Origin of the sequence: Mesorhizobium sp. BR1-1-15 (assembly GCF_020165475.1) — a bacterium.
Classification (GTDB): Bacteria; Pseudomonadota; Alphaproteobacteria; order Rhizobiales; family Rhizobiaceae; genus Mesorhizobium.
Window position 1 is genome coordinate 174,359 of sequence record NZ_JAIUIF010000008.1, and the last position, 19,805, is coordinate 194,163.

22 protein-coding genes are annotated in these 19,805 nt (G+C 58.1%); 2 read left to right on the forward strand and 20 right to left on the reverse strand.

Annotation, left to right across the window (positions count from 1 at the left end):
- Window positions 1-119: 119 nt before the first annotated feature.
- Window positions 120-1,076, forward strand: a complete 957-nt coding sequence (locus tag LB541_RS16215; RefSeq protein ID WP_140665175.1) for a hypothetical protein — start codon at window positions 120-122, stop codon at window positions 1,074-1,076.
- Between the two features lie 3 nt (window positions 1,077-1,079).
- Complete coding sequence (locus LB541_RS16220) at window positions 1,080-1,874, forward strand: HAD family hydrolase (protein ID WP_140665178.1); 795 nt, start codon at window positions 1,080-1,082, stop codon at window positions 1,872-1,874.
- 209 nt (window positions 1,875-2,083) lie between these two features.
- Here the strand turns inward: LB541_RS16220 and LB541_RS16225 are convergent, their stop codons facing one another.
- From LB541_RS16225 to LB541_RS16320, 20 genes are all read right to left on the reverse strand, one after another.
- On the reverse strand, window positions 2,084-2,650 hold the full coding sequence (locus LB541_RS16225) for a VUT family protein (RefSeq protein WP_140665181.1): 567 nt from the start codon (window positions 2,648-2,650) through the stop codon (window positions 2,084-2,086).
- Window positions 2,643-3,380 carry a 7-cyano-7-deazaguanine synthase QueC gene (gene queC / locus LB541_RS16230; protein WP_140665184.1) on the reverse strand — a complete coding sequence of 246 codons (738 nt, stop codon included), beginning with the start codon at window positions 3,378-3,380 and terminating at the stop codon, window positions 2,643-2,645. Before queC ends, LB541_RS16225 begins: the two co-directional genes overlap by 8 nt.
- Window positions 3,381-3,393: 13 nt before the next feature.
- Entirely contained in the window at window positions 3,394-3,747 is a 354-nt protein-coding gene (gene queD, locus LB541_RS16235) for a 6-carboxytetrahydropterin synthase QueD (protein ID WP_140564067.1), read from the reverse strand.
- On the reverse strand, window positions 3,744-4,379 hold the full coding sequence (gene queE / locus LB541_RS16240; protein ID WP_140665186.1) for a 7-carboxy-7-deazaguanine synthase: 636 nt from the start codon (window positions 4,377-4,379) through the stop codon (window positions 3,744-3,746). Before queE ends, queD begins: the two co-directional genes overlap by 4 nt.
- Window positions 4,380-4,381: 2 nt before the next feature.
- The gene (gene dbpB, locus LB541_RS16245) at window positions 4,382-5,482 is read right to left on the reverse strand and encodes a DGQHR domain-containing protein DpdB (protein ID WP_224618979.1); all 1,101 of its coding nucleotides are present in this window, start codon (window positions 5,480-5,482) and stop codon (window positions 4,382-4,384) included.
- Window positions 5,427-6,758: a tRNA-guanine transglycosylase DpdA gene (gene dpdA / locus LB541_RS16250; RefSeq protein WP_140665189.1), complete on the reverse strand. Its 1,332-nt coding sequence runs from the start codon at window positions 6,756-6,758 to the stop codon at window positions 5,427-5,429. The genes dbpB (LB541_RS16245) and dpdA overlap by 56 nt, the downstream gene beginning before the upstream one ends.
- The gene (gene dbpB, locus LB541_RS16255) at window positions 6,755-7,873 is read right to left on the reverse strand and encodes a DGQHR domain-containing protein DpdB (RefSeq protein WP_140665191.1); all 1,119 of its coding nucleotides are present in this window, start codon (window positions 7,871-7,873) and stop codon (window positions 6,755-6,757) included. Before dbpB (LB541_RS16255) ends, dpdA begins: the two co-directional genes overlap by 4 nt.
- Window positions 7,870-8,793: a hypothetical protein gene (locus LB541_RS16260; protein WP_140665194.1), complete on the reverse strand. Its 924-nt coding sequence runs from the start codon at window positions 8,791-8,793 to the stop codon at window positions 7,870-7,872. Before LB541_RS16260 ends, dbpB (LB541_RS16255) begins: the two co-directional genes overlap by 4 nt.
- Before the next feature lie 528 nt (window positions 8,794-9,321).
- A complete protein-coding gene (locus LB541_RS16265) occupies window positions 9,322-9,675 on the reverse strand; it encodes a hypothetical protein (protein ID WP_140665197.1) in 354 nt (117 codons plus the stop codon).
- 240 nt (window positions 9,676-9,915) lie between these two features.
- Complete coding sequence (locus LB541_RS16270; RefSeq protein ID WP_140665199.1) at window positions 9,916-10,227, reverse strand: helix-turn-helix domain-containing protein; 312 nt, start codon at window positions 10,225-10,227, stop codon at window positions 9,916-9,918.
- Between the two features lie 135 nt (window positions 10,228-10,362).
- On the reverse strand, window positions 10,363-11,130 hold the full coding sequence (locus tag LB541_RS16275) for a recombinase family protein (protein WP_140665202.1): 768 nt from the start codon (window positions 11,128-11,130) through the stop codon (window positions 10,363-10,365).
- Between the two features lie 217 nt (window positions 11,131-11,347).
- On the reverse strand, window positions 11,348-11,893 hold the full coding sequence (locus tag LB541_RS16280; RefSeq protein ID WP_140665204.1) for a hypothetical protein: 546 nt from the start codon (window positions 11,891-11,893) through the stop codon (window positions 11,348-11,350).
- Between the two features lie 186 nt (window positions 11,894-12,079).
- The gene (locus LB541_RS16285) at window positions 12,080-12,535 is read right to left on the reverse strand and encodes a terminase small subunit (protein WP_140665208.1); all 456 of its coding nucleotides are present in this window, start codon (window positions 12,533-12,535) and stop codon (window positions 12,080-12,082) included.
- 56 nt (window positions 12,536-12,591) lie between these two features.
- Window positions 12,592-12,942 (reverse strand): hypothetical protein, encoded by a 351-nt coding sequence (locus LB541_RS16290; protein ID WP_224618980.1) that lies wholly within the window; start codon window positions 12,940-12,942, stop codon window positions 12,592-12,594.
- A 239-nt stretch (window positions 12,943-13,181) separates the two neighbouring features.
- Window positions 13,182-14,381: an IS256 family transposase gene (locus LB541_RS16295; RefSeq protein WP_140584734.1), complete on the reverse strand. Its 1,200-nt coding sequence runs from the start codon at window positions 14,379-14,381 to the stop codon at window positions 13,182-13,184.
- Window positions 14,382-14,600: 219 nt separating this feature from the next.
- A complete protein-coding gene (locus LB541_RS16300) occupies window positions 14,601-14,933 on the reverse strand; it encodes a hypothetical protein (RefSeq protein WP_140665215.1) in 333 nt (110 codons plus the stop codon).
- 1,140 nt (window positions 14,934-16,073) lie between these two features.
- Window positions 16,074-16,634, reverse strand: coding sequence for a hypothetical protein (locus LB541_RS16305; protein ID WP_140665218.1), 561 nt, complete (start codon window positions 16,632-16,634; stop codon window positions 16,074-16,076).
- Between the two features lie 143 nt (window positions 16,635-16,777).
- Window positions 16,778-17,014 carry a helix-turn-helix transcriptional regulator gene (locus LB541_RS16310; protein WP_224618983.1) on the reverse strand — a complete coding sequence of 79 codons (237 nt, stop codon included), beginning with the start codon at window positions 17,012-17,014 and terminating at the stop codon, window positions 16,778-16,780.
- 125 nt (window positions 17,015-17,139) lie between these two features.
- Window positions 17,140-17,871: a hypothetical protein gene (locus tag LB541_RS16315; RefSeq protein WP_140665223.1), complete on the reverse strand. Its 732-nt coding sequence runs from the start codon at window positions 17,869-17,871 to the stop codon at window positions 17,140-17,142.
- Window positions 17,868-19,184 (reverse strand): tyrosine-type recombinase/integrase, encoded by a 1,317-nt coding sequence (locus LB541_RS16320; protein ID WP_140665226.1) that lies wholly within the window; start codon window positions 19,182-19,184, stop codon window positions 17,868-17,870. Before LB541_RS16320 ends, LB541_RS16315 begins: the two co-directional genes overlap by 4 nt.
- Window positions 19,185-19,805: the final 621 nt, after the last annotated feature.

Genomic DNA, 19,805 nt, shown 5'->3' on the forward strand with positions numbered 1-19,805 from the left:
CAGTCACTTTCGGCGAATTCGCGCGTCAGTAGGCTGCAACGCTCTGCCTTCATTCAGCAAGACGACGACCCAAAAAAATAAGCCGTGCTATATCGGGTGAATCGGCTGAAGGGGGAGACATGAGTGAGAATCAAAATGGAGAAACTGGGCCGAGAGCTAACAAGATCGTCACCCATGCTGATTTGGGGTGGTTTGAAGCCATCGTCCGCTCATTTTGCAACAAAGGTATCGACTTCTACCCACGCCTGGGGACCGAGAAGATTGAGAGCGTATCGTCGGGTGCGATCATCAAAGAGATGGTCGACGCGACAAAGCGTTGGAAAGACCTTGATCCTGCTGATGAGGATTTGGACAAAGCGATCGACCTCGCCCGCGCGTCACTGAACGAGGCGAAACAGCAGACCGAATATCAGGACCAAAAGGCGACTCGTTTGCTGACGGTTACAACATTTCTAACTGCACTGGCCGGAGCCTTCTTCACCACCTTCACCGGAGAGTACCCATTGCAAATGATTAGGGCCGTTCCAGTCGGGTGGGGTTTACTCCTGGCGGGTACCTATTTGAGCTTCTCTCTTTTCGTGTTGTCGGCGTTGACTGGTGCCCTCGTCACCTTCCACGCCACACGGACGACGTTCAAGTATCCGGCTGAGGCGACAGTCGATGGTCAAGCTGGACCAACTCGATCATACCTCTTTTTTCGAGAGATGATTGGTGTCTCGCCGACCGGTTGGGTTAATTCCTTTGTCACCAACGTAGAAAAAGATGGGAAGACCCATATCGCTCTGAGGCCAGAGCTAAAGGTTAAATACCTAGAAAATTATGTCGTCGAAGCGTATTTAGTTGCTACGAAAACTGCAGATAAGCTTAGATATTTACAACCTGCTCAACTTCTGCTCGCTTGCGCCCTACGTTTTCTTCTCATATTTGTGGTTCTCCTAGTGATTGCCAAAACAACCATCAACCCGACGAGGCCAGCGTCGGATTCTTGTGGAATTGAACTTAGCCTGTCGTTAGGGCCATTGGTCAACAATTTGGTCTCAGGGACCGCAGCCCCAAGCCCTTGTAGAGGACCGTAACTCATGAGTCGCAATCCTGACCTAGTTGCGGTGTTCGTCGATGCCGACAACACGTTGTGGGACACGGATGCAGTGTTCGCCGGCGCACAGGTTGCCCTTCTTGGCGCGGTCGAATCCAGGATTGGCACCACGACACCGCAAGCAGATCGCCTTCGGTTCGTGCGTGCAATCGATCAGGCCCTGGCAGAGCGCCATCATGCTGGTTTGCGCTATCCCCCACGGTTGCTTGTTCGTGCCACCGAACTGGCACTCAGGGGTGCGAAGCCTAACGAGGCGGCCCGGGCTGCATGGGGTGGCGGCAAGGACTACCTCTTGTCGGAGGGAGATCTCCCCGCAATCGAGGAGAGCTTTTTTGGCGATCTGGCAAAGGTGCCAAGAATTCGCCAGGGTGTCGCACAGGGACTTCGTAAGCTCAAAGAATCGGGCTGTCTGCTTCTGATTGTGACCGAAGGAGCAAAGGCTAAGGTAGAGCGAAATGCCAACCTTCTTGAACTCACCAATTTTTTTGATCGGATTATAGAAGGCCGAAAGACACCGGACCTCTATAGGCGGATGCTTTCCTTGACTGGCGCGCCTGAGCGAGCCTTCATGGTTGGCGACCAACTCGACCGTGATATCGGCCCGGCGAAAGCAGTTGGGTTTGAAACAATCTATTTCCCAGGAGGATTTCAGCCACGCTGGACACCCGATCAAGCTTCGGTGCAGCCAGATCATGTAATTTCCAGCTTTGACCAAGTGCCTGCGATCGTCTTTGGCCCGGTAGCCGGCAAGGTCGAAGCGCGAGTCCGACATACCTAGCGCCAGCGCAACTCGGCTAAATAAAATAGTCCCAAGCGCAAGCCCCGCGTTCGCGAAGCGACAGCAAAGTGACAGGACGAACCGACGCCGAGGCCAAATGCTTTCGAAGCCGCCTTCCAGGATAAAGGCTCCCATTCTTGGTGATCCTGGTTTGTACGTTGTCCCGGAGCGACCTTTTTTGGCTGCTATGAACAGCAGGTCTCCAGATTTCAAGCCGGCATAAGGCCGAGTCGACGGTCTCGCGCGCGCAGCAATGCCAGGAATGGAAGGGCGGCCAATACCATCCAGGCCTTACCTACGACTTGTCCTGCCAAGAATTCAACAGAACCGAACGCCAGGCCGAGAAACACGATGCTGTCGATGACAAGCCCCACCATGCTGCTTGCGACAGCGGCGCGGATGAATCCCCGGCGCTGCAGCGGAGTGTAGACTGCTAAGTCAGCAATTTCCGACAACAGAAAAGCGATAGTGGAAGCGACGACCAGTGCTGGCGGTGCAAAACTCGCTGACAACAAGGCACCAATCACAATCGCGGCGGCGGCCCATCTTAGTCCAAGTCGACGCTGAACAAGGTCGCGCAGCACCAAGGCGAGACCGACCGCCAACACACCGCTAGGAGCCTCAATTCCGGGCGCCACGGGAATCAAACATGGACCATTCGGTATGCAGGTCGTCCCAACATTCCCGATTAGCCAGTTGGCCAGCGGGATACACCCAGCAAAGCACGAAGCGAACACAACTCCTTCCGTCATACGGAGGCGGTCGACGTCAGCCATTGGAAACTTTCTCCGTCAACGGTGGCGTTGCATCTCGTTCAACAAACTGTCGATATCCTTGCGCGCGCAACTCGCAAGCCGGGCATGTACCGCAGCCGTATCCCCAGTCGCGCTGATCAACACGATTGCCATTGTAGCAGGTCTGCGTTTCGTCGCGGATCAAGTCCACGAGCACAGCTCCACCGAGACTTTGTGCTAGGCGCCAGGTTTCAGCTTTGTCGATCCACATCAAAGGGGTGTGAATGACGAAGCGTTGGTCCATCCCTAAGTTCAGGGCGATTTGCATCGCCTTCATCGTGTCATCCCGGCAATCAGGGTACCCCGAATAGTCGGTCTCGCAGACGCCAGTGACTAAGTGTTGCGCGCCACGGCGATAAGCGAAGGCTGCTGCAAAAATCATGAACAGCAGATTGCGACCTGGCACGAAAGTATTGGGAAGGCCATTGGCAAGCATGGCGATTTCGACGTCACGAGTTAGCGCCGTATCGCTGATTTGGCCGAAAACGCTGAGATCAAGTACACGATCCTCCCCCAGTTTGCGTTCCCATCGGGGAAATTGGTTGCGTATGGCGCCCAACACTTGCGGACGAACCTCAAGTTCGACCCGATGGCGCTGGCCATAGTCGAACCCAATCGTCTCGACGTGCGCAAACCGCTCAAGCGCCCAGGCAAGACACGTGGTCGAATCCTGCCCACCGGAAAACAGAACAATGGCCTTCGACTCTTCCATCTGGGATTCCTGTTCAGCCTTCATATTCAGCCCAGCAATCTGGCGTCTCGTAGACGACAACGGCAGACGTCTGCGGAACCGCAGGCTTGATGCGGTTCCAGATCCATATCGCAATGTTTTCGGCAGTGGGGTTTTCCAAGCCTTCGACATCGTTGAGACAATAATGGTCGAGCTGAAGGAGCAGTGGATTAAAGGCAGCCTCCACGTCGAAGAAATCGACGACAAAGCCGGTGATAGCGTCAACGGGGCCCTCGAGGCGGAGTTCGATTCGATAGGAATGGCCATGCAGGCGGTGACAGCGGTGCGTCAACGGCACATGGGGCAACCTATGGGCGGCTTCGAAGGTGAATGCCTGAGTTATTTTCATCTGATTCCAAGTTGCTTGTGAGTTTGCAGGCTGAGTTGCCAACGGGGGTTCGCTAGGCAATAGGCGACCGCGTCCTGGGTATTCGATACGCGATCAGGCCCATCCATTGGCTGGAGCAGAAAATGATCGAAGGCCAGCGCTTCAAAGCGCTGCGGTTCTGCGCCCACCTGCGGAAATACCAACTTGAGTTCGTTTCCGGTTTTAATCGCGATTTCAGCGCCTGACTTTGGACTGACGCAAACCCAGTCGATCCCTGGGGGTGGCGTGAGCGTACCGTTGGTTTCGACGGCGATCTCGAATTCCTTGTCGTGCAGGGCATCGATGAGAGGCGGGTCGATTTGGAGGAGCGGTTCGCCGCCTGTCAATACGACGAACCTGCGTTGAGACAGTGACGGAGACCATTTTGCCTCGATGGCGCTTGCTAGGTCGTCGCATGTTACAAAGCGACCACCACCGTCGCCATCCGTGCCCACAAAATCGGTGTCGCAGAACTGGCACACGGCCTTGAGGCGATCCGCCTCCCTGCCGGACCAAAGGTTACATCCCGCGAAACGGCAAAAAACGGCCGCGCGTCCGGCCTGACGGCCTTCACCTTGGAGAGTGTAGAATATTTCCTTAACTGCGTAGCTCATCGTTAGCCAACTGCCCTATCGAGGAGTGGAGTCGGCGCCGCTTTGCGCCTCCGGCGCTGATCTGCCTTCACGACGCCGACAAGATAGTGTTTCAGGAGCGAGATATCGCGATTGACGTTCTGAAGCGCGTTCCAGCCTCGAACCTCCCCGCCCAACTCCCATTTACCTTCGGTCCAAGCGGTTTTGCCCCTGAGACACTGGAGGCCATCTTGAAAGTCGTTGACGGTGCGAGCGCTCCCGCGCTGCGCCAACACTTCCATGACATCCCCCATCGCCTGAATGCCAGCACCATGTAACAGGCGCGACGAACTGGGGTTGTGGCCATGCCAGGCCTCGGGAAACGCTCGCTTCACTCCGTCGAAGAAGTTCGAGATAAGTCGGACGCAACTCGTTTCACCGTCATGCGATTTTATCAGCTCGCGCATCACACCGTTTGCAAGCGATTCCATGATTATTTTCTGGATAACCGTATCAGCGATGATACCGCCCGGGGATGTGTGTTGCTTAATGTAGCCTTTCAGCGCGGTATTCTCGAAATTGAGGCGCGCGGTCAGGTTCGCCGCCATGGACCGCCGGCTAAGGCGCGGCGGCAAGTCGTCGACCGTCGGTAGCAGTTCGTAGATGAGCGACTTGGGTAGCGGTCGAGTGTTGTTGATGAGCACGAACTGGCGCCGTAGTTCTGCATCATCACGGCAGATCAGTGCCGAAACAAAGACCTGGAAGTCGCGATCAATCTGGGTAAGCGCCGAAAGGCGTTGTTGACCATCGACAATGAGCCCGGGCGTGCCCCCGCTGATGTCGATTGTGAGCGTAGCGGCCCCGTTGCCAAGATCATCAATTGCGACGCGATCGGTGAACGCGACTACAATAGGGTTGGGGAGCACAGCATTTGGCTTTTCGAGATAGTCGCGAATTTCTCGAATGTGGGCTGCAACCTGCGGTCGCTGGAACCCGCTGAGTTCGCCCTGTGCATCGCGGCCAATGCGCTCAATCGACGCAAAGCGCAAGACGTCAGCAGCTTTCGCCGCGAAGGTGAGTACCTGATGCTCAGGACTCTGCTGGGCACAGACAGCGAGATATTTCATCGGTTCGATTGACAGCACGCTTCAAATCCAATCGTTCAATATGATTTTTGTAGACAGCGAGATTGTGAATCCCGCGGCGTTTGTTGCGATTGCTGCCGCGGAAGATGATTACCTCTACCGACGTGGCCGCGCATATCGAGCAAGGACATTGCTGCCATGGCCGTTCCGACAGGGTTTCCCGATAGCGCTTCGCGAGTTGCAAAAGCGCTGGACTGTTTTTGCAGTCTTCGTACGGCTTCTCTTCAAATAGCGGCGCACTGTAGGCGAGAACATTATGCAGCGTCTCTTCAAGATCGGCTTCGCCGCGATCGAAGGCGCGAAGCGATCCAAGCGCCGCCCCCTCCATGCGGACCAAATCCTCGGCGCGGAACATTCCCCTTTTTACGCTACGCTGGAGCCTAGGATTTTCGATCGCCTGCGGCACTCGGATCGACGTGAAGTACCGCAGCGCGAGCCCGTCGCCCGGAAGATAATAATTCTTCTTGGCATCCTTGAACGCTCGTATCAGCGGCGATGTCGTATCAAAGCTGGCGATGTCGTAACCGTGGAAGCTGTCGATATCGTCAGCCTTAGCGAAACCTAGAATATGAAGCTTGGTTGAGGCTGGCACCGCGGCGCGAATAGCGTCTAGGCAAATCTTGATCTCCGGCGACTTGAGCGGAACCATGCCGCCGATTGCCAGATACTCGTACCCCATGGTGACGAGCCTCCGCGCGGCTTCGGCCATACTGCCCGGTGACCATCCCTGAACGACCCCCAGCGGCGTGAAACTCGCACCCATCTGCGCGGCTTCACGCTGAAAGTGATCGGCGTTCTCAAGCGTTATGTCGAATCGTTGCTTAGCATCGGTAGCCCCACCTTCCATCCCGACGCCGGCGGGATCGAAGTCAAATATGACATGGTCGACGGAACAGCCGTGAGTGAAGCCGCACTCGTCATAAAACTCGGCCATTTCTGCCGGGGTGTATGGCGGACGCTCTTCGTTGACATAGGTGAAGGCGCCGCAGTCGCCGAAGATGTCCAAATGCGTGAACTCTGGCTTGTCGAGGCGGAGAAATTTGCGGACACCAACCAAGCCAAAGCGCCGCGCCTGGCTCGCCGTGTATTTGCCCTTCACACGGTGGTCTCCAACAATACCGCGCGACACCAGCACTCCATCATAAGGCGCATAGCCCAAGATCTCGTGCGGATAAGCATCGTCCCAATAGGGTTGCCGCTCCGCCGGACTGCGATCGGCTATGAAGTCGAATGCGGGATCTACATAGTCCAGGCTGTCAGCAAAGATGAATTTCATGCGACGCCTCGCGCGAGGTCACGCTCGAGGTGCATCAGATGATCGCTAAGCTTGCTGATGTGCTGCGACGTTGACTGGATATCGTTCCAGTCAATACCGAGGCCCTTCCAAGAACCGCTCGTCCACGCGCAATGAGGCGCGAGGCGCTTGAGTGTGGCGCGAACCGCCGCCACGCGATCGGACGCAGCATCGGCCCGAAGCATGATAGGGTCCATCAGCGCGCCCATCGCTCTTATACCTGCGCTGTGCATAAGACGGCTCTCAACCGGGGGCCTACCCCAAGCGTCGGGGAACGTATCGCGGACCGCTGACCAATAGAGCAACAGGGCCTCATACATTGCCTCTGTGTCGTTGCCACGTCCATTGTGCTTAAATTGGCCGAGCGCCCCCGCTGGCGTTTTGAGGCTCATGCGCATCGTTTCGATGAGCGAATTGTCGGTGACGATGCCGACCTTGTCCTTGCCGTCAGATTCGCGGCGGATCAGTCCGTAGAATGGCGAACTTGGATCTGTGTTGAGCGCCTCGCAAAGCGCACTTGGCAACTGACGCGCAGCAAGGTCACGCGGTAGAAGAACGCTGACCTCCGGAAGCAACTCATTTATCAAACGCGTAGGAAGCGGTTTCGCCTTGTTTACCAGAATGAATTGCTCTCGCTGTGTGGCAAGCTGTGCTGACACAAAACCGATTACCGGGACAGCAATCGACCGATCCCTTGCCTCCGCAAGTGCTAGTGAGCGTTGCTGACCGTCAACGATCCACGCTGCTCGTCGTCCCTCCGGGTAAATCGGGATCGTTAGCGTACCTGCGTCCCCAACCTCGCAGATATTTCCTGGTGCTCGCCCGCGCGCCGATGCAAATTCCACCTCGGGCGCCATTGCGAGGATGATGGCATTTGGGAAAAGCACCGGACCGCTGTCCAGAAAAGCGGTGATCTGCTTCACATGTTCACGGATCACGCCGCGCTGAAATCCCTTGAGTTCTTGCTCCTCGCGACGGATACGACTGATATCGGCGATGCGCGTGATGTCAGAGCCTTGAAGAAAGAATGCGAAAACCCCGGTTCCACCTTGTTCAGCACGAACAGCTCGAATTTTTAGATGCTCCACTGCAGTCATGAACGTTCCGCCCTGACTTCGCGCACCAGCCCCGCCAATCTGCCCTGTTCGCAGGCGATATTTAGTTCGTCTCGGAACAGCCGCAGAAGGCGGGCGGTGCTACCGTTTGCCATAATCCAATGTTCATTGATCAGACGCCGCATCGCGTCATCGTCACATCGTTCCCGCTCAACCCTTGCCGGATATCGCCAATCCCGTAGCATGGCAGTGACGTGCAGGGAGTCCGTTGCCGCGTCATTGCTACCGAAAGCAATGTGTACATACTCAACGAAGTGCCGAAGGGCCCGCGAGGCAAAGTCACTGCGCGTGCCTCGCATCGTGCTATCAGGTCCGTCGAGCCGATCATCGTACGGCATCACGAAACTCCGCAACTCGGGCGCTATCCGCTCGACTTGGGTGCGAGTAAAAATTCGAAGGCGGTGCCGATCTATTGCCGCTAACTCGACCAGATCCAGACTGATCATATCAAGGTAAGCGTCAGAAAGTGCTGCGCACACCAGACCATCGGATTGCGAAATGATGGGCCGGAGAAGCTCTGAAAATGGCGAGGACCGGCTGAGTTCTTTCCACCATACCGAACGGACAAAACTCCCTGTGACGCGCGCAGCGATGCTGTCATCAGCGTCGAGCAAAACCGTACACGCATAAGACGGAACCTCGGCCGAGGCGGCGATCAAGCCCAGACCAGCCGAGACCACGTACAGCCGCGCGTCTATCGCCTGTGCTGCGGCAGTAGCCTCCCTGAACGCCCTACCCCCATAAAGTTGTGAGGCCGGGAATCTGGGCTTGGCCAGCGCCAGGCGATCACACCATCGTCCTGCGAGTTCGACCAGATTTGCTTGCAGAAGAGAGGACGCACGGAGACTATCTGTGACCGGTTTGCGTTTGCGGTTCGTACAAGTCGTGATCACCAGCGCCACAAAATCCCGTCCAAGGTGAGCGGTCTAACGCATTTATGCATAGGCGATCGAAAGCACATTGACCACATTAAATCGCACTTTTTCCACTCCGATTGACGCGATAAATGCTGTTAGCATGTTCGCGCGCGCAGCACATGGGTATGGATCGGCGGGCATGCCCGATCTGAAACAAATTACCGCCCAAATCCGCCCTGCAGCTCCGCGACCAGCTAAGCTGAAGGCCGCCCACAAATTATATCGTCAAGCCGGCCGCCCCCCCCGTTAACGGTGAGCGAGGGTGCCAGGGGCAAGGTGTGCAGCGATCAAAGGCGTGGCGGGTCGACTCTAGCCCCCGAGCGGGCTGCGGTTGGCCTGATGCGCAGCCTTTGCTCTTGGTTCTGTTTTGGGCTGTCCTACCTACAGCTATCGAACCTCTTCGGCAGTTGTCTTCGCGCTGTAGCGCCCGCGGTTCGGATCCATGCATTGTGCGGAAGTACTTCGCCGCATCACCGTCACCTTTTGCGCTCCTTGAGATCTGGTGAGGCGCGATCAGCCCCGCATCGTTGAGCGCAGGATGGCCTGCATGTGTTCTTCCAGATCAAGCTCGCCACGAGCCTCAACGGCGAGCAGATATTTCGCCTTGGCTCGGCGGTCATCCCGGCTGATCGCCGGATAGGAGCAGACGGCCAGCAGTGCCTCTTGCTCGACCTTGTCGGCCCGGTCGCGGTCGTCCCTGTTGCTCCCCGCTCGATGAACAACGCGGTGGAACGCCGCATAGGCCGCCTCATGAGCCGCGATCAGTGCCTGCAGCTTCGGCGAGGTCCTTACGTCAGCGGACACGGGATCGACAGCAGCCGCCGCGCCGGTCAGCGCGAGAAGAGTACGGCGGGTGATCGCGGGCATGGATTATGTCCTATTAGCTGCCGACCATGCCGGACTGTAGCACCGCCCCGAGAGTGCGCAGAGAGGCTGACACGCTGTCTGCTGACAATGCGGTCCAGTTGGCCACTCGAACCGAAATGGTCTGGTCATGTGGGCGCTTAAACGCCCGAGCCATCAAGTAAGGCGTTCTGAAGATGATGAGTTCGGGGAGATTGGTCCAACGCTTGCCGGTGAGGCGGCTGCCCCGTTCGCACCCGTTGATTAGCTCACCTCCCGCAAGTACCGCTCCAACTCGGTCGCCAGGATTAACGTGCGCCCACCTGCCTTGCTCCGGCGCAATTTCCCCTCTTTAAACAATCCATACAATTTTGCCCTCGAAAGACCCGTAGTCTCGCTCGCCTCACGCAGCGTGTAAGCAAGTCTTTTGTTCAGGCGAACGTTGTCAGCCTCGGGAGGATTTACCCTCTTCTGCTGCAGTAATTCCAGAATGTGGGCCACGTCATCTTCGATGCGCCTCAATCGACGATCAAAATCGTCCACCAGCGCAGCTACTTCCTTGAAAGCGTCGTTCATCAGGTCAGCCTCGGCCCCCACCGAGATGTCGATAACATATTCAAGTGCCGACCCGCCAATAGGGTGGTCCGAGGTTGGAGGCGGACGCGGCTGTTTCGGCCTTGCGCGCCGGGGGGGCGGGCCACCTCCGCATGGCTACCAGCGGGAGCCGAGTGGGGTCCGCGATCCAGACGAAGCACCTTCTGCCACTTCATCTTGGGGCTCAACAGCGACTGGCTCGCGCTGATTGGACCTCAAGCGAGCATCACGATTGACGATGTCCGTCACCTGCACGGCCGTCCACGTTCCGCCCCGTGCCGTGGCGATGCCGCGAGCATTCAGCGCTGCAGCGGTCTGGCGCAGCGAGGCTCCTGTCGCGCGGATATCGCGGATGATCGGAATAACATTCTCGGCAAAGGCGTCCGCTTGCTGCATACGAACGGCGAGTGATTTCTTCTGCGCCATAGGAAGGTTCGGGCCACCTAGCTTCACTCCACGCGCCTTTGCCGCTGACAGGGCCTCCTTAGTGCGCTGGCTGATCAACTCGCGCTCCTGCTGGGCGACCGCCGCATAGATGTTCAACATGAAGCTGTCGACCTTGGGACCAAGCTCTGCAACGATGAACGGCACCCGCTTAGCCATCAGGCCACTGATGAAATGGACGTTGCGGCTGAGCCTGTCCAATTTGGCGACAATCACCGGGGCATCGGCTTTGCGAGCGGTAGCAAGCGCCGCCTTGAGCTGCGGTCGCCTGTCGAGGGCGTCGGAGCCCTTGCCGGTTTCGACCTCGACGAACTCGCCGACCACCTCGAACCCCTCGGCCTCGACGAAGCGGGCGATTGACTGGCGCTGGGCATCAAGGCCGAGGCCGCTCTTGCCCTGACGGTCGGTTGAGACGCGAAGATAAATGATTGCCGGCTTCATCGGCGACTTCCTTGTTGGTGTAAGGAATGTATACGCTCGTCTGTAAAACTTACAGTGCGATTTTTGCGGCCGCGATGACACGGGCTCTTGTAAACACGGCTTTGCAAGATGCATTTGTGCAAGGCTTCGATATGTCGGACGCTTTGCCCCGACACTTAGGAATCCTGCACTAAGGCGAGTGACATACGCACTCGTCTTGGTGCAGACGGCTTCACGGTTACGCGGCGTTGGAAGGGCCAAACACGGCGCGGTCATAATCGACCATGGGCGTGTAGCTCTGGATGATTTCGCCCAGCACCTTCACGGTTGCAGATTTGCCTTTAGGGGTCTTTTCGACCACCCCACCAATGCCGGCGCGAATCCGAAAGCCGATTTCGCGGTTGATCGGGCCCTTTTCAGGATTGCCATTCTTAAAGATGTCGTCTCGGACGTAGGTTCGATACCTCTCGATCCATTTAGGGTCATTCATGCAGGCGTGAATGGCATCGAGCGTGATAGACCGAGAAAAACCGCCGTCCCGGCAAATTTTCTGGGCGGCAAGCACGGTTTCGTCGACCAGCCACCAGAACAGCTTGAAGCGATCAGCTTCCTCTTGGGGCATGTGTCCAGCGTCGATGAGGTAGTTGATGGTTGCGCGCTGGATGATTTCGGTCGGTTCCATCCGCTCAGCCTGGGCGGCCGCCAACAACGCAGCATTTGCGGAGGCAGTAAACGGGACAGTGTACTTAAAGGGGGCGGCAGGTGCGTCGGTCCGTGTAGGCATGTCCATCTCCTTATTAGGAATATGAACGGATGTACATCCTACATTCATCAGCGTCAATGCCGAAGCTCATTTTATTTCAACAGGGCCGATCCTAAGTCGGTCGGCTTGTTTCGCGTCTCTGGCCTAGCCCTAGACGATCCCAGTCTCTTTCGCGGGCTCCGCTTTCTCTGGCGCGCGGCGGAAGGCTTAGTGCCGCCGAGTTGCGGAACCAGCGTTGGGCTTGAACCGCTGCTCCCACTCCTCCAGTGACATACGCGTGTCGTCGGTCGGCGAACGCGCCGGCTTGCGTAGAACAGTATCAACCTCTGCCTTGTCGATGATCAGCCCAAGCAGCTTCGCTTTGCCCATAACAGCAGTCACGCCAGCGGCAGGGTTCTTCGTTGCCAGCGCGAGCTTCAACATCAGGTTAAGTTCAGCAACCAGATCGTCGACCGTGATTTCTGACCGCCTTGCGGCGTCGGCTCGCAACTCAGCGATGCGCGTGGCCACCTTAGGCAACCTGACCATCTTGGAAGCCTCCACTTCAGCGGCATTGCCGCGCGCCGTGTAGCCGGCCTCGATATAGGCTCGCGATTGAGGGAGGCCCTCGGCGAGGCCAAGACAGAAACGCTCCTGCCGCATGTTCAATCTGGCGTTTGACATAGCGGTATCATAATACCGAATATGCCAAGCTTACACCACAGATTTGTCGACGCCCTTTAATGGAGCGGCTCGATCTTTTCGAGATCAGCAGCGTTGACGATCTCACCGTCGCCTTTGACGAAGAACGTGCTGCGGGCAAAGGCTTTCCGTCGATTCAAATCGGATTTGCGATCGGGCAGAGGTTCATACGACCGGAGGTCATAGTAGCCTTCGACCACAAACGGTAGATCGTAGGTTTGCTCTCCCGACAATGGGTAACAGCCTTGTGGGCCGCCAATGGCGACGGCACTGATGGGAAACAGGTCGCCGGAAGCTGGAAGCTCTATCTTCTCGATGCTGTGCCTGTCGTCCGGGTGTACGTCCGTCAAATATTTAATGAGGGCGGCAGCTTCATCGGTCGTGAACAATTCGTTAATCCACGCTCTCGCATACGGATCGCCCGAGAGGTGGTAATCGCCGATAGCGTCCGTATACGGAACCGGTGGTCGCTGACGGCACCCAACAACCCATCGCATTGAGACATCCTTGCAGCCATGGAATTCTGCAATGGTCGTCCTGACTTTGAAAAGCTCTTTTGGATCGTGTCCCGGGGAGTGGTGTAGCTGACGGCATTGGTCGCCGTGCTCTCCGGCATGGGCCGGGCTGATCAGCGCGCCACGGCTGGCAAGCTGATCAGGGGATCATCGCTCATCTGGCTGATCGTTTCCAGAGTCATATATCTGGCCCGCTGCACTGCCCATTCATCGTTCTGTTCGAGCAGGATTGCGCCGACCAGACGCACGATCGCATCGTCGTTCGGGAAGATTCCGACGACCTCGGTGCGCCGCTTGATCTCGCCGTTGAGACGCTCGATCGGATTGGTCGAGTGCAGCTTGGCGCGGTGTTCTTTCGGGAAGGTCATGTAGGCCAGCACGTCGGGCTCGGCGTCGTCCATGATTGTCGCCAACTTCGGCACCTTCGGCCGGATCTGGTCGGCGACGGCGCGCCATTGCACGCTTGCGGCCTCGGGCGTTTCCTGGGCGAAGGCGGTGGCGATGAAAGCGGAGACGACCCTGCGGCCGCTCTTGCCGGCATGGGCCAGCACGTTCCTCATGAAGTGGACGCGGCAGCGCTGCCATGTCGCGCACAGCACCTTGGTGACGGCCGCCTTGATGCCTTCATGGGCATCGGAGACGACGAGCTTGACGCCGCGCAGGCCGCGGCGGGTCAGCTTGCGCAGGAACTCCGTCCAGATCGGCTCGGCCTCCGAGGTGCCAATCTCCATGCCCATCACCTCGCGCCGACCGTCCGCGTTGACGCCGACAGCGAGGATGACGGCGACCGAGACGATGCGACCGCCGCGGCGCACCTTCAGGTAGGTGGCGTCGATCCACAGATAGGGCCAGTCGCCCTCGATGGGTCTTTCAAGGAACGCTTTGACCTTGCCGTCGATCTCCTCGCACAGCCGCGAGACCTGGCTCTTCGAAATGCCGCTCATCCCCATGGCCTTGACCAGGTCGTCAACCGAGCGGGTCGAGATGCCTTGCACATAAGCTTCCTGGATGACGGCGGTCAGCGCCTTCTCGGCCATGCGGCGCGGTTCGAGGAAACCTGGGAAGTAGGAGCCCTTCCTGAGCTTGGGGATGCGCAGCTCGACGGTGCCGGCGCGCGTCTCCCAGTCGCGCTCGCGATAGCCGTTGCGCTGGGCCGTGCGCAACGGGTTCTTCTCGCCATAGGCGGCGCCGGTGGCGGCCCCAACCTCCATTTCCATCAGCCGCTCGGCGGCAAAGCCGATCATCTCGCGCAGGAGATCGGCATCCGGGGTCTTCTCCACGAGCGTGCGCAGGTTCATCATGTCGTCGGTCATCGGTGGTCCTTCCGAATTGGGTTGGCGTCAACAACCAAACCCTACCGGAAAGCGCCGATGACCACCGCAAAGCCGCTCGCTCGCTACGGCGCGACTAACGGCGCGCTCGCGAGCGGCTTCGTAACCGCCGAGCTACACCACCTGTGGGGACACGACCCTCTTTTGCGATTGGCATCTTCAATCCTTGTTCAACGATACAGAGGAACACACCCCTTCGTGCTAGCCTGTTCTCTTTTCATCTGCTCGGCGAAACGACTCCGCGTTCACCAAATGGTACAAGGCCATCGCAGTGCATCTCCAGTCTTCGCCATAGCGCCAGTTCAGCAACTGGCCGACTAAGTCTGCGCATAGCTCGTCCAATTCTTCTTTGCCGAGCACTTGTATTGTGGCGCGATATTTCTCAATTGCGCGGAGCAATGGCTCAATCTCTTGCGGCAGGTTTGGCAGAACATCTGGCGTCCTGCCATGCGCTGACTCGCTCCATACTGGCGGCTTGGCTCGTACTTGGCGCATAAACCTCCGCATTTCAGAAATCCTGTGATCTAACGTCATTGCTACCTCCGTGTTTGCCCGGATCCGCCGGGCGCCGGTTGGGTTCACCTGCGCGACCGCTTCGTAAGGCGGTTGTAAAGGGCCGGATCATTGATTGGCGGCAGGACCGGCTTTCGGCCGGGCAGCGCAACCGGTGGCGCACCTTCCTCGGGTCCACGTGAGGCGGGTGGCTGCGATAAAGATTGGTGCATCGTCTCTGAAGGCGGAGCCGGCGAGCCGCCATCCAGGCGGCTGGGCGAGCCCGGCGACGCCGGCTCAACGCCTTCGGTCTTCTGGTCGAAGGAGTAGCTGGGCACCGGGATTTCATTGGGGAAAGCGTCCAAAGCGGTGTCGCGCCTCACCTGGACGGCTTCAACGACATTTTTATCTGCAATGTGGCTAGGCGCGCGAGCCGGCCTAGCCGCCTGAGGGGCGGCCGGCCGCGCGCCTTTGGTTCTTAAATTGGTTTTGTTAGGCAGGTTCTGAACAGTTGCGGTGCCGCTTGGCTCACAGTCGCTGTGAAACGGAGGGCTAACAGTCAGACGATTTGAACTGTTAGCCGCGTCTTGCACACTTGGACGCCGCGATCTTGCATCGAGTTCGGCGTCAAGTGCCTTGAAGCGCTCCCACCGCGGGCGATAATTCGGACGTTTTCCTTGCCCTCTGTTCAAGTTGTCGAACAGACGGTTTGGATCGCTTGGATCGGTTAGGAATGCGATTGCGGACCGAACAGTCGGAAGCGAATGCTCTGTCACGTACGCTAGGCGCCGCATGCCGGGAAAGCACGGACCGTTTGCCCCGTGCATATGGTCGATTAACTGGGCCGCAACACGGCGTCGGCTCTCCGTCATACGGATGTTTGCCAAGACCTTGTTTGCCAGATGCTTGCCAGTCAGCTTGCGGTCTTGTTTCTTGCAGCTACCCCCTCGCCCATCGGATTTGTCGACATTGCTCACGGCCGCCCCCGCAGGGGATTCGCCCGTCGGATAACGCGGATCGCGTCGGCGGCGCTCAGACCAAAAGTCTTGCGAAGATACGGAACAAGAGGGCGCGGTGGTTCATTGGTTGCCGCCAACCACCGCACAGCGCGTTCAAACTGATCATCCGACTGGCCAGCCGGTTTTACCTCTCCTCTCTGCGACCTGATGTGCCTCTCATTGGTCACTGGGAGCTCCGCGAGCAGAGTGACTCGTCGACGCGCGGATTGACACGTGGCCCGCCATGGTGACCAAGCGGGAAGAAGTGCCAGGCGGAGTCGTCCTTTGCGGTGTTTCTCGTGTTTGGTATCCAACGCAGTCGGCGCGTCGGCTGCACAAGCGCGCAGCGATAAACAAAAGCTGACGAGCGCCGGTTAAATAGCCATGGAGTGTCGCGGAGGATCCAGACTGGAAGCCCAAGCGTCAGCAAATGCTCCAGAAGCGGTTGGAACAGCGCCCAAGACCACGGCAAGTTGCCGATGATCATGTCTATGCCTTCGACGTCGGCCGTGGTGAGCGAAAGGGCATCCCGACGGGCGATATTCGGTCCTGTTGGGTCGATATCGATTGCCAGTTGGCAGATATGACCGCTCTCGGCCAAGCCGCGGATTAGCGCGCCATTACCGGCAGTTGGCTCGAGGTAGCGAACGCCATCCGGCAGATGCATCAGCAGCGGCGGAAGCGCCATCGCCGGCGTGCAGTAGCGGTCTTTTGCGACCTGGGGGAAATTCGAGCGGCGACCCATGGGGCGTAGTCCTCCCGTTGATCAGCTCTGCAGCACGACCGTTGGGCAGTCTGTTTGAGGTGTCGGTGTCAAGGTACAGGCGATTGTCTAGGTGCGGGCTCCGGAGATGATCGGAAGCCGTTCGCCGTCAGGTCTGCGCCCCTTTATCCTGGGCCGATGTCTCGCGCCGCGGCAGCTTTCTCGAGACAGGCGATGAGCTCCAAGCGGCGCCAGCGATTTGTGTTTGGGCCGACCTTCAGCGGTTTAGAATAGCGGCCCGCGCTTATGCCACGCCACAGGGTCGAGCGGTGAATAGGCGAGTTCTTGCCGCCGATGATGCGGCAAGCGCTTGCCTCATCAACTAGATCATCGATCTCGCCTAGCGGATCAGGCTGCTGCATCAGTTATCTCCCGCGTTCATGTTGCCGCGAGAACGATCACCTAGTTGCAACCGGCTGTCACCGTGGACTTTTCGGCCGTTTCAGAGAGCCGCCGAGTCCACCCTGCCGCCGCAATTTGGGCGGTGCTATCCCTTTTCGAGAATTTCGGGCCGACTCCGCCTTGCTATGAAATCCAACAGTGTGGCTTTGCCCGGCCGGTCATCACCGATCGCAATTGCCAAACAAGCGTCAACAAAACGCAATAGCGGATTCTCGGGATCAGGATCTCTCCGAGGCAGCCCTAATCGAGCGTCCGTGTGGTCATGCCAAACCTGGCAGAGACCATGGATCAATTCCTGAACAATGAGCGGCATTCTGGATCCTGGCGCTGGTGGCTTGGCCCAGTGGTCTTTCGAGCGGAAATCGCCGTAGGCGTGCAAATCCGAAAGTTGCGAATGTATTTTTTTGTACCGCTCCCAAAGGCCGGTTGTCATCCAGTCCCCGCCGTATAGCGCGAAGTGTTCATCTCTCTCCGGCGCTGGGAAAACGTCACCGCCGACCCAGGCAGGTTGTTCCCCTTCCGCCTTCAGCCATCGATATGCACTTGCCTCATCGTGGAATGGCGCAGGAAGGCCGTCAGCAAACTTCCAGCCTTCGGCTATGATTGGCGCCAGCGCCGCACACAGCCCATCCAATATCCTTTCGAGCCGGCTGCATTCTTCGTTGACAGCCGAACGCCAGTTCTCCTGGTATTGATTGATGGCGTCTTCGACCAAGCCGGATATGGTTTCCTCTTGTTCTGTGGTGAGCGCTGCAGCTTGCCGGGCATGACGCAAGAAGGTTTGGGCTTCGACAGTTGACAGCTTCCTTCGGGTCAAGCTGCGACCCCTGCTTTAAGCTGCGCCACGTCGCCGCCATCGATCACTGCAGCAAGCCGATCTGCCCAAAGCTCAAGCGCTTGTCGCTTTTCACGCATGTAGTCATAGCGGGCGTAGACCCGTGAAGTGACCGTGCCTTTGGTGATCGATACGTGGTTAAGAACGTGCGCGACAATAAACGGCGAGATGCCAATCTCTTCCATGCCTGTTGCAGCCGACCGGCGAAGATCGTGCGGCGTCCACGGCTCGATTCCCATGATAGTTGCCACGCCGCCCTTGATGATCTCCTCACGCTTAATCGCCTTGGGGACAGACGCCCCGGTAACGGCGGCGCGGCCGCCAGGGGCCGAGAACACGAATTTCGAGACCGCCCTGCCCTTCCGCTTTGCCAGCGCCTCACCGTCGGCGATTTGGCCGGTGATGATCTCGATCGCCATTTTGGATAATGGCACTTGATGCTCGCGCTTGTTCTTTGATCTGGCCGCTGGGATGGTCCAGACGCCGCGCGTAAGATCAAGTTCACCGAGGGCCATGCCGGCAATTTCCCCGACGCGCTGAGCGGTAACCAAGCACATCCGGATGATTCGCCGCGTCGATTCCCGCATGTCGGCTCCCGGCAGCGCGTACCAAAACGTCCTGATCTCGTCGGCGGTGAGAACCCGGTCGCGTTCGGTCGTCGCGGTCGGCTTGGGCATACCTTCCGTTAGATTATGGTCGAGATCGCCGCGACCACGCGCCCAACGGACCATTGCCCGCAGATCCTCATAGACACGATTGGCCTCGGTGCCCGCGCCACGATCTTTGATCGCATCGATTGCCTTGGTCAGGTCGCGCCGGTGAAGGTCCGCTAGCTTGATCTCCCCAACGCAACCGGAGGAACGGCCCTCAATCCTGCTGCCCTCGGCGTCATAGCCGGAGACGTTCTTGCGCAGCCGCCGAGCGATCTCGTCGCCGCTGCGCTTGGTCGAGGCGTGGCGCTTAACATAGTTTTCGACTAGATCAGCAACGGTCTGTGATGCCTTATGCGCCTTTTTCTCCGCGACCGGGTCGCCACCGTCGCCAACCTTTGCCCGAGTGTCTTTCGCCCGCTGGCGAGCGCCCTTATCGCTGCCGAGCGGTATGTCCGGATAGGCGCCAAGTTTCAACCATTGCCGCTTTGACGGCGGCCCGTAGACCACATACCAGGTCTTTTGCCCGCCCGAGGATGCGCGAAGCACAAGGCCCTTCACGACAGTGTCGAAATAGTCGGTTTTCCTACCGGATTTGGGCTTGGCCGCCTGAACGAATTTGTCTGTAAGTTCGACCTTCGGCATGGCGATCTCCCCGTTCCCTGTAGATCACCGCCGATCGACGGTCACTGGGCCATTTTTCGGCGCTTCCGGAGAAACCGGCTTTTCCGCGATCCAATTGATCTACAGGGTGATCTACACAAAACTATGCGCTTTGTCGATACACATTGCGACAGGCCGCGGCGTAGAAAGATAGAAAAGTAAATGAAATTCAAATGGTTACGCGTTGCCGACTGTCGCTTGCCGACGCATACAATCGCTGTGGAAAACCTCTGTTAACCGGTTGGTCGCTGGTTCGAATCCGGCCCGGGGAGCCACTTAATCCAGAAATGTCTTTAAACCCAAGCACTGCAAGGGTTTCCGCCTCCCAGAGGTACACTGCGGGGTACACTGGGCTATGACGATCGGCGTGAACCACATTCAGAAGCGCGGCAAGGCCGGATGGGGCTACAGGCGCAGAATCCCTGGAGAACTTTGGACCATTTTGGGCACGCGAGAACACCTCGTGCCCGCTTGGTGCCACTTACCAGGAGGCGCTAAAGAAATACCCTGCGGTTCATGCAGAGGCCGAGAAGTTTTTTGTCCGACGCGGTCAAGCGCGCCAACTGCCCCGACAGCGTGGGATCAGTTCCGCGACGAAATAGC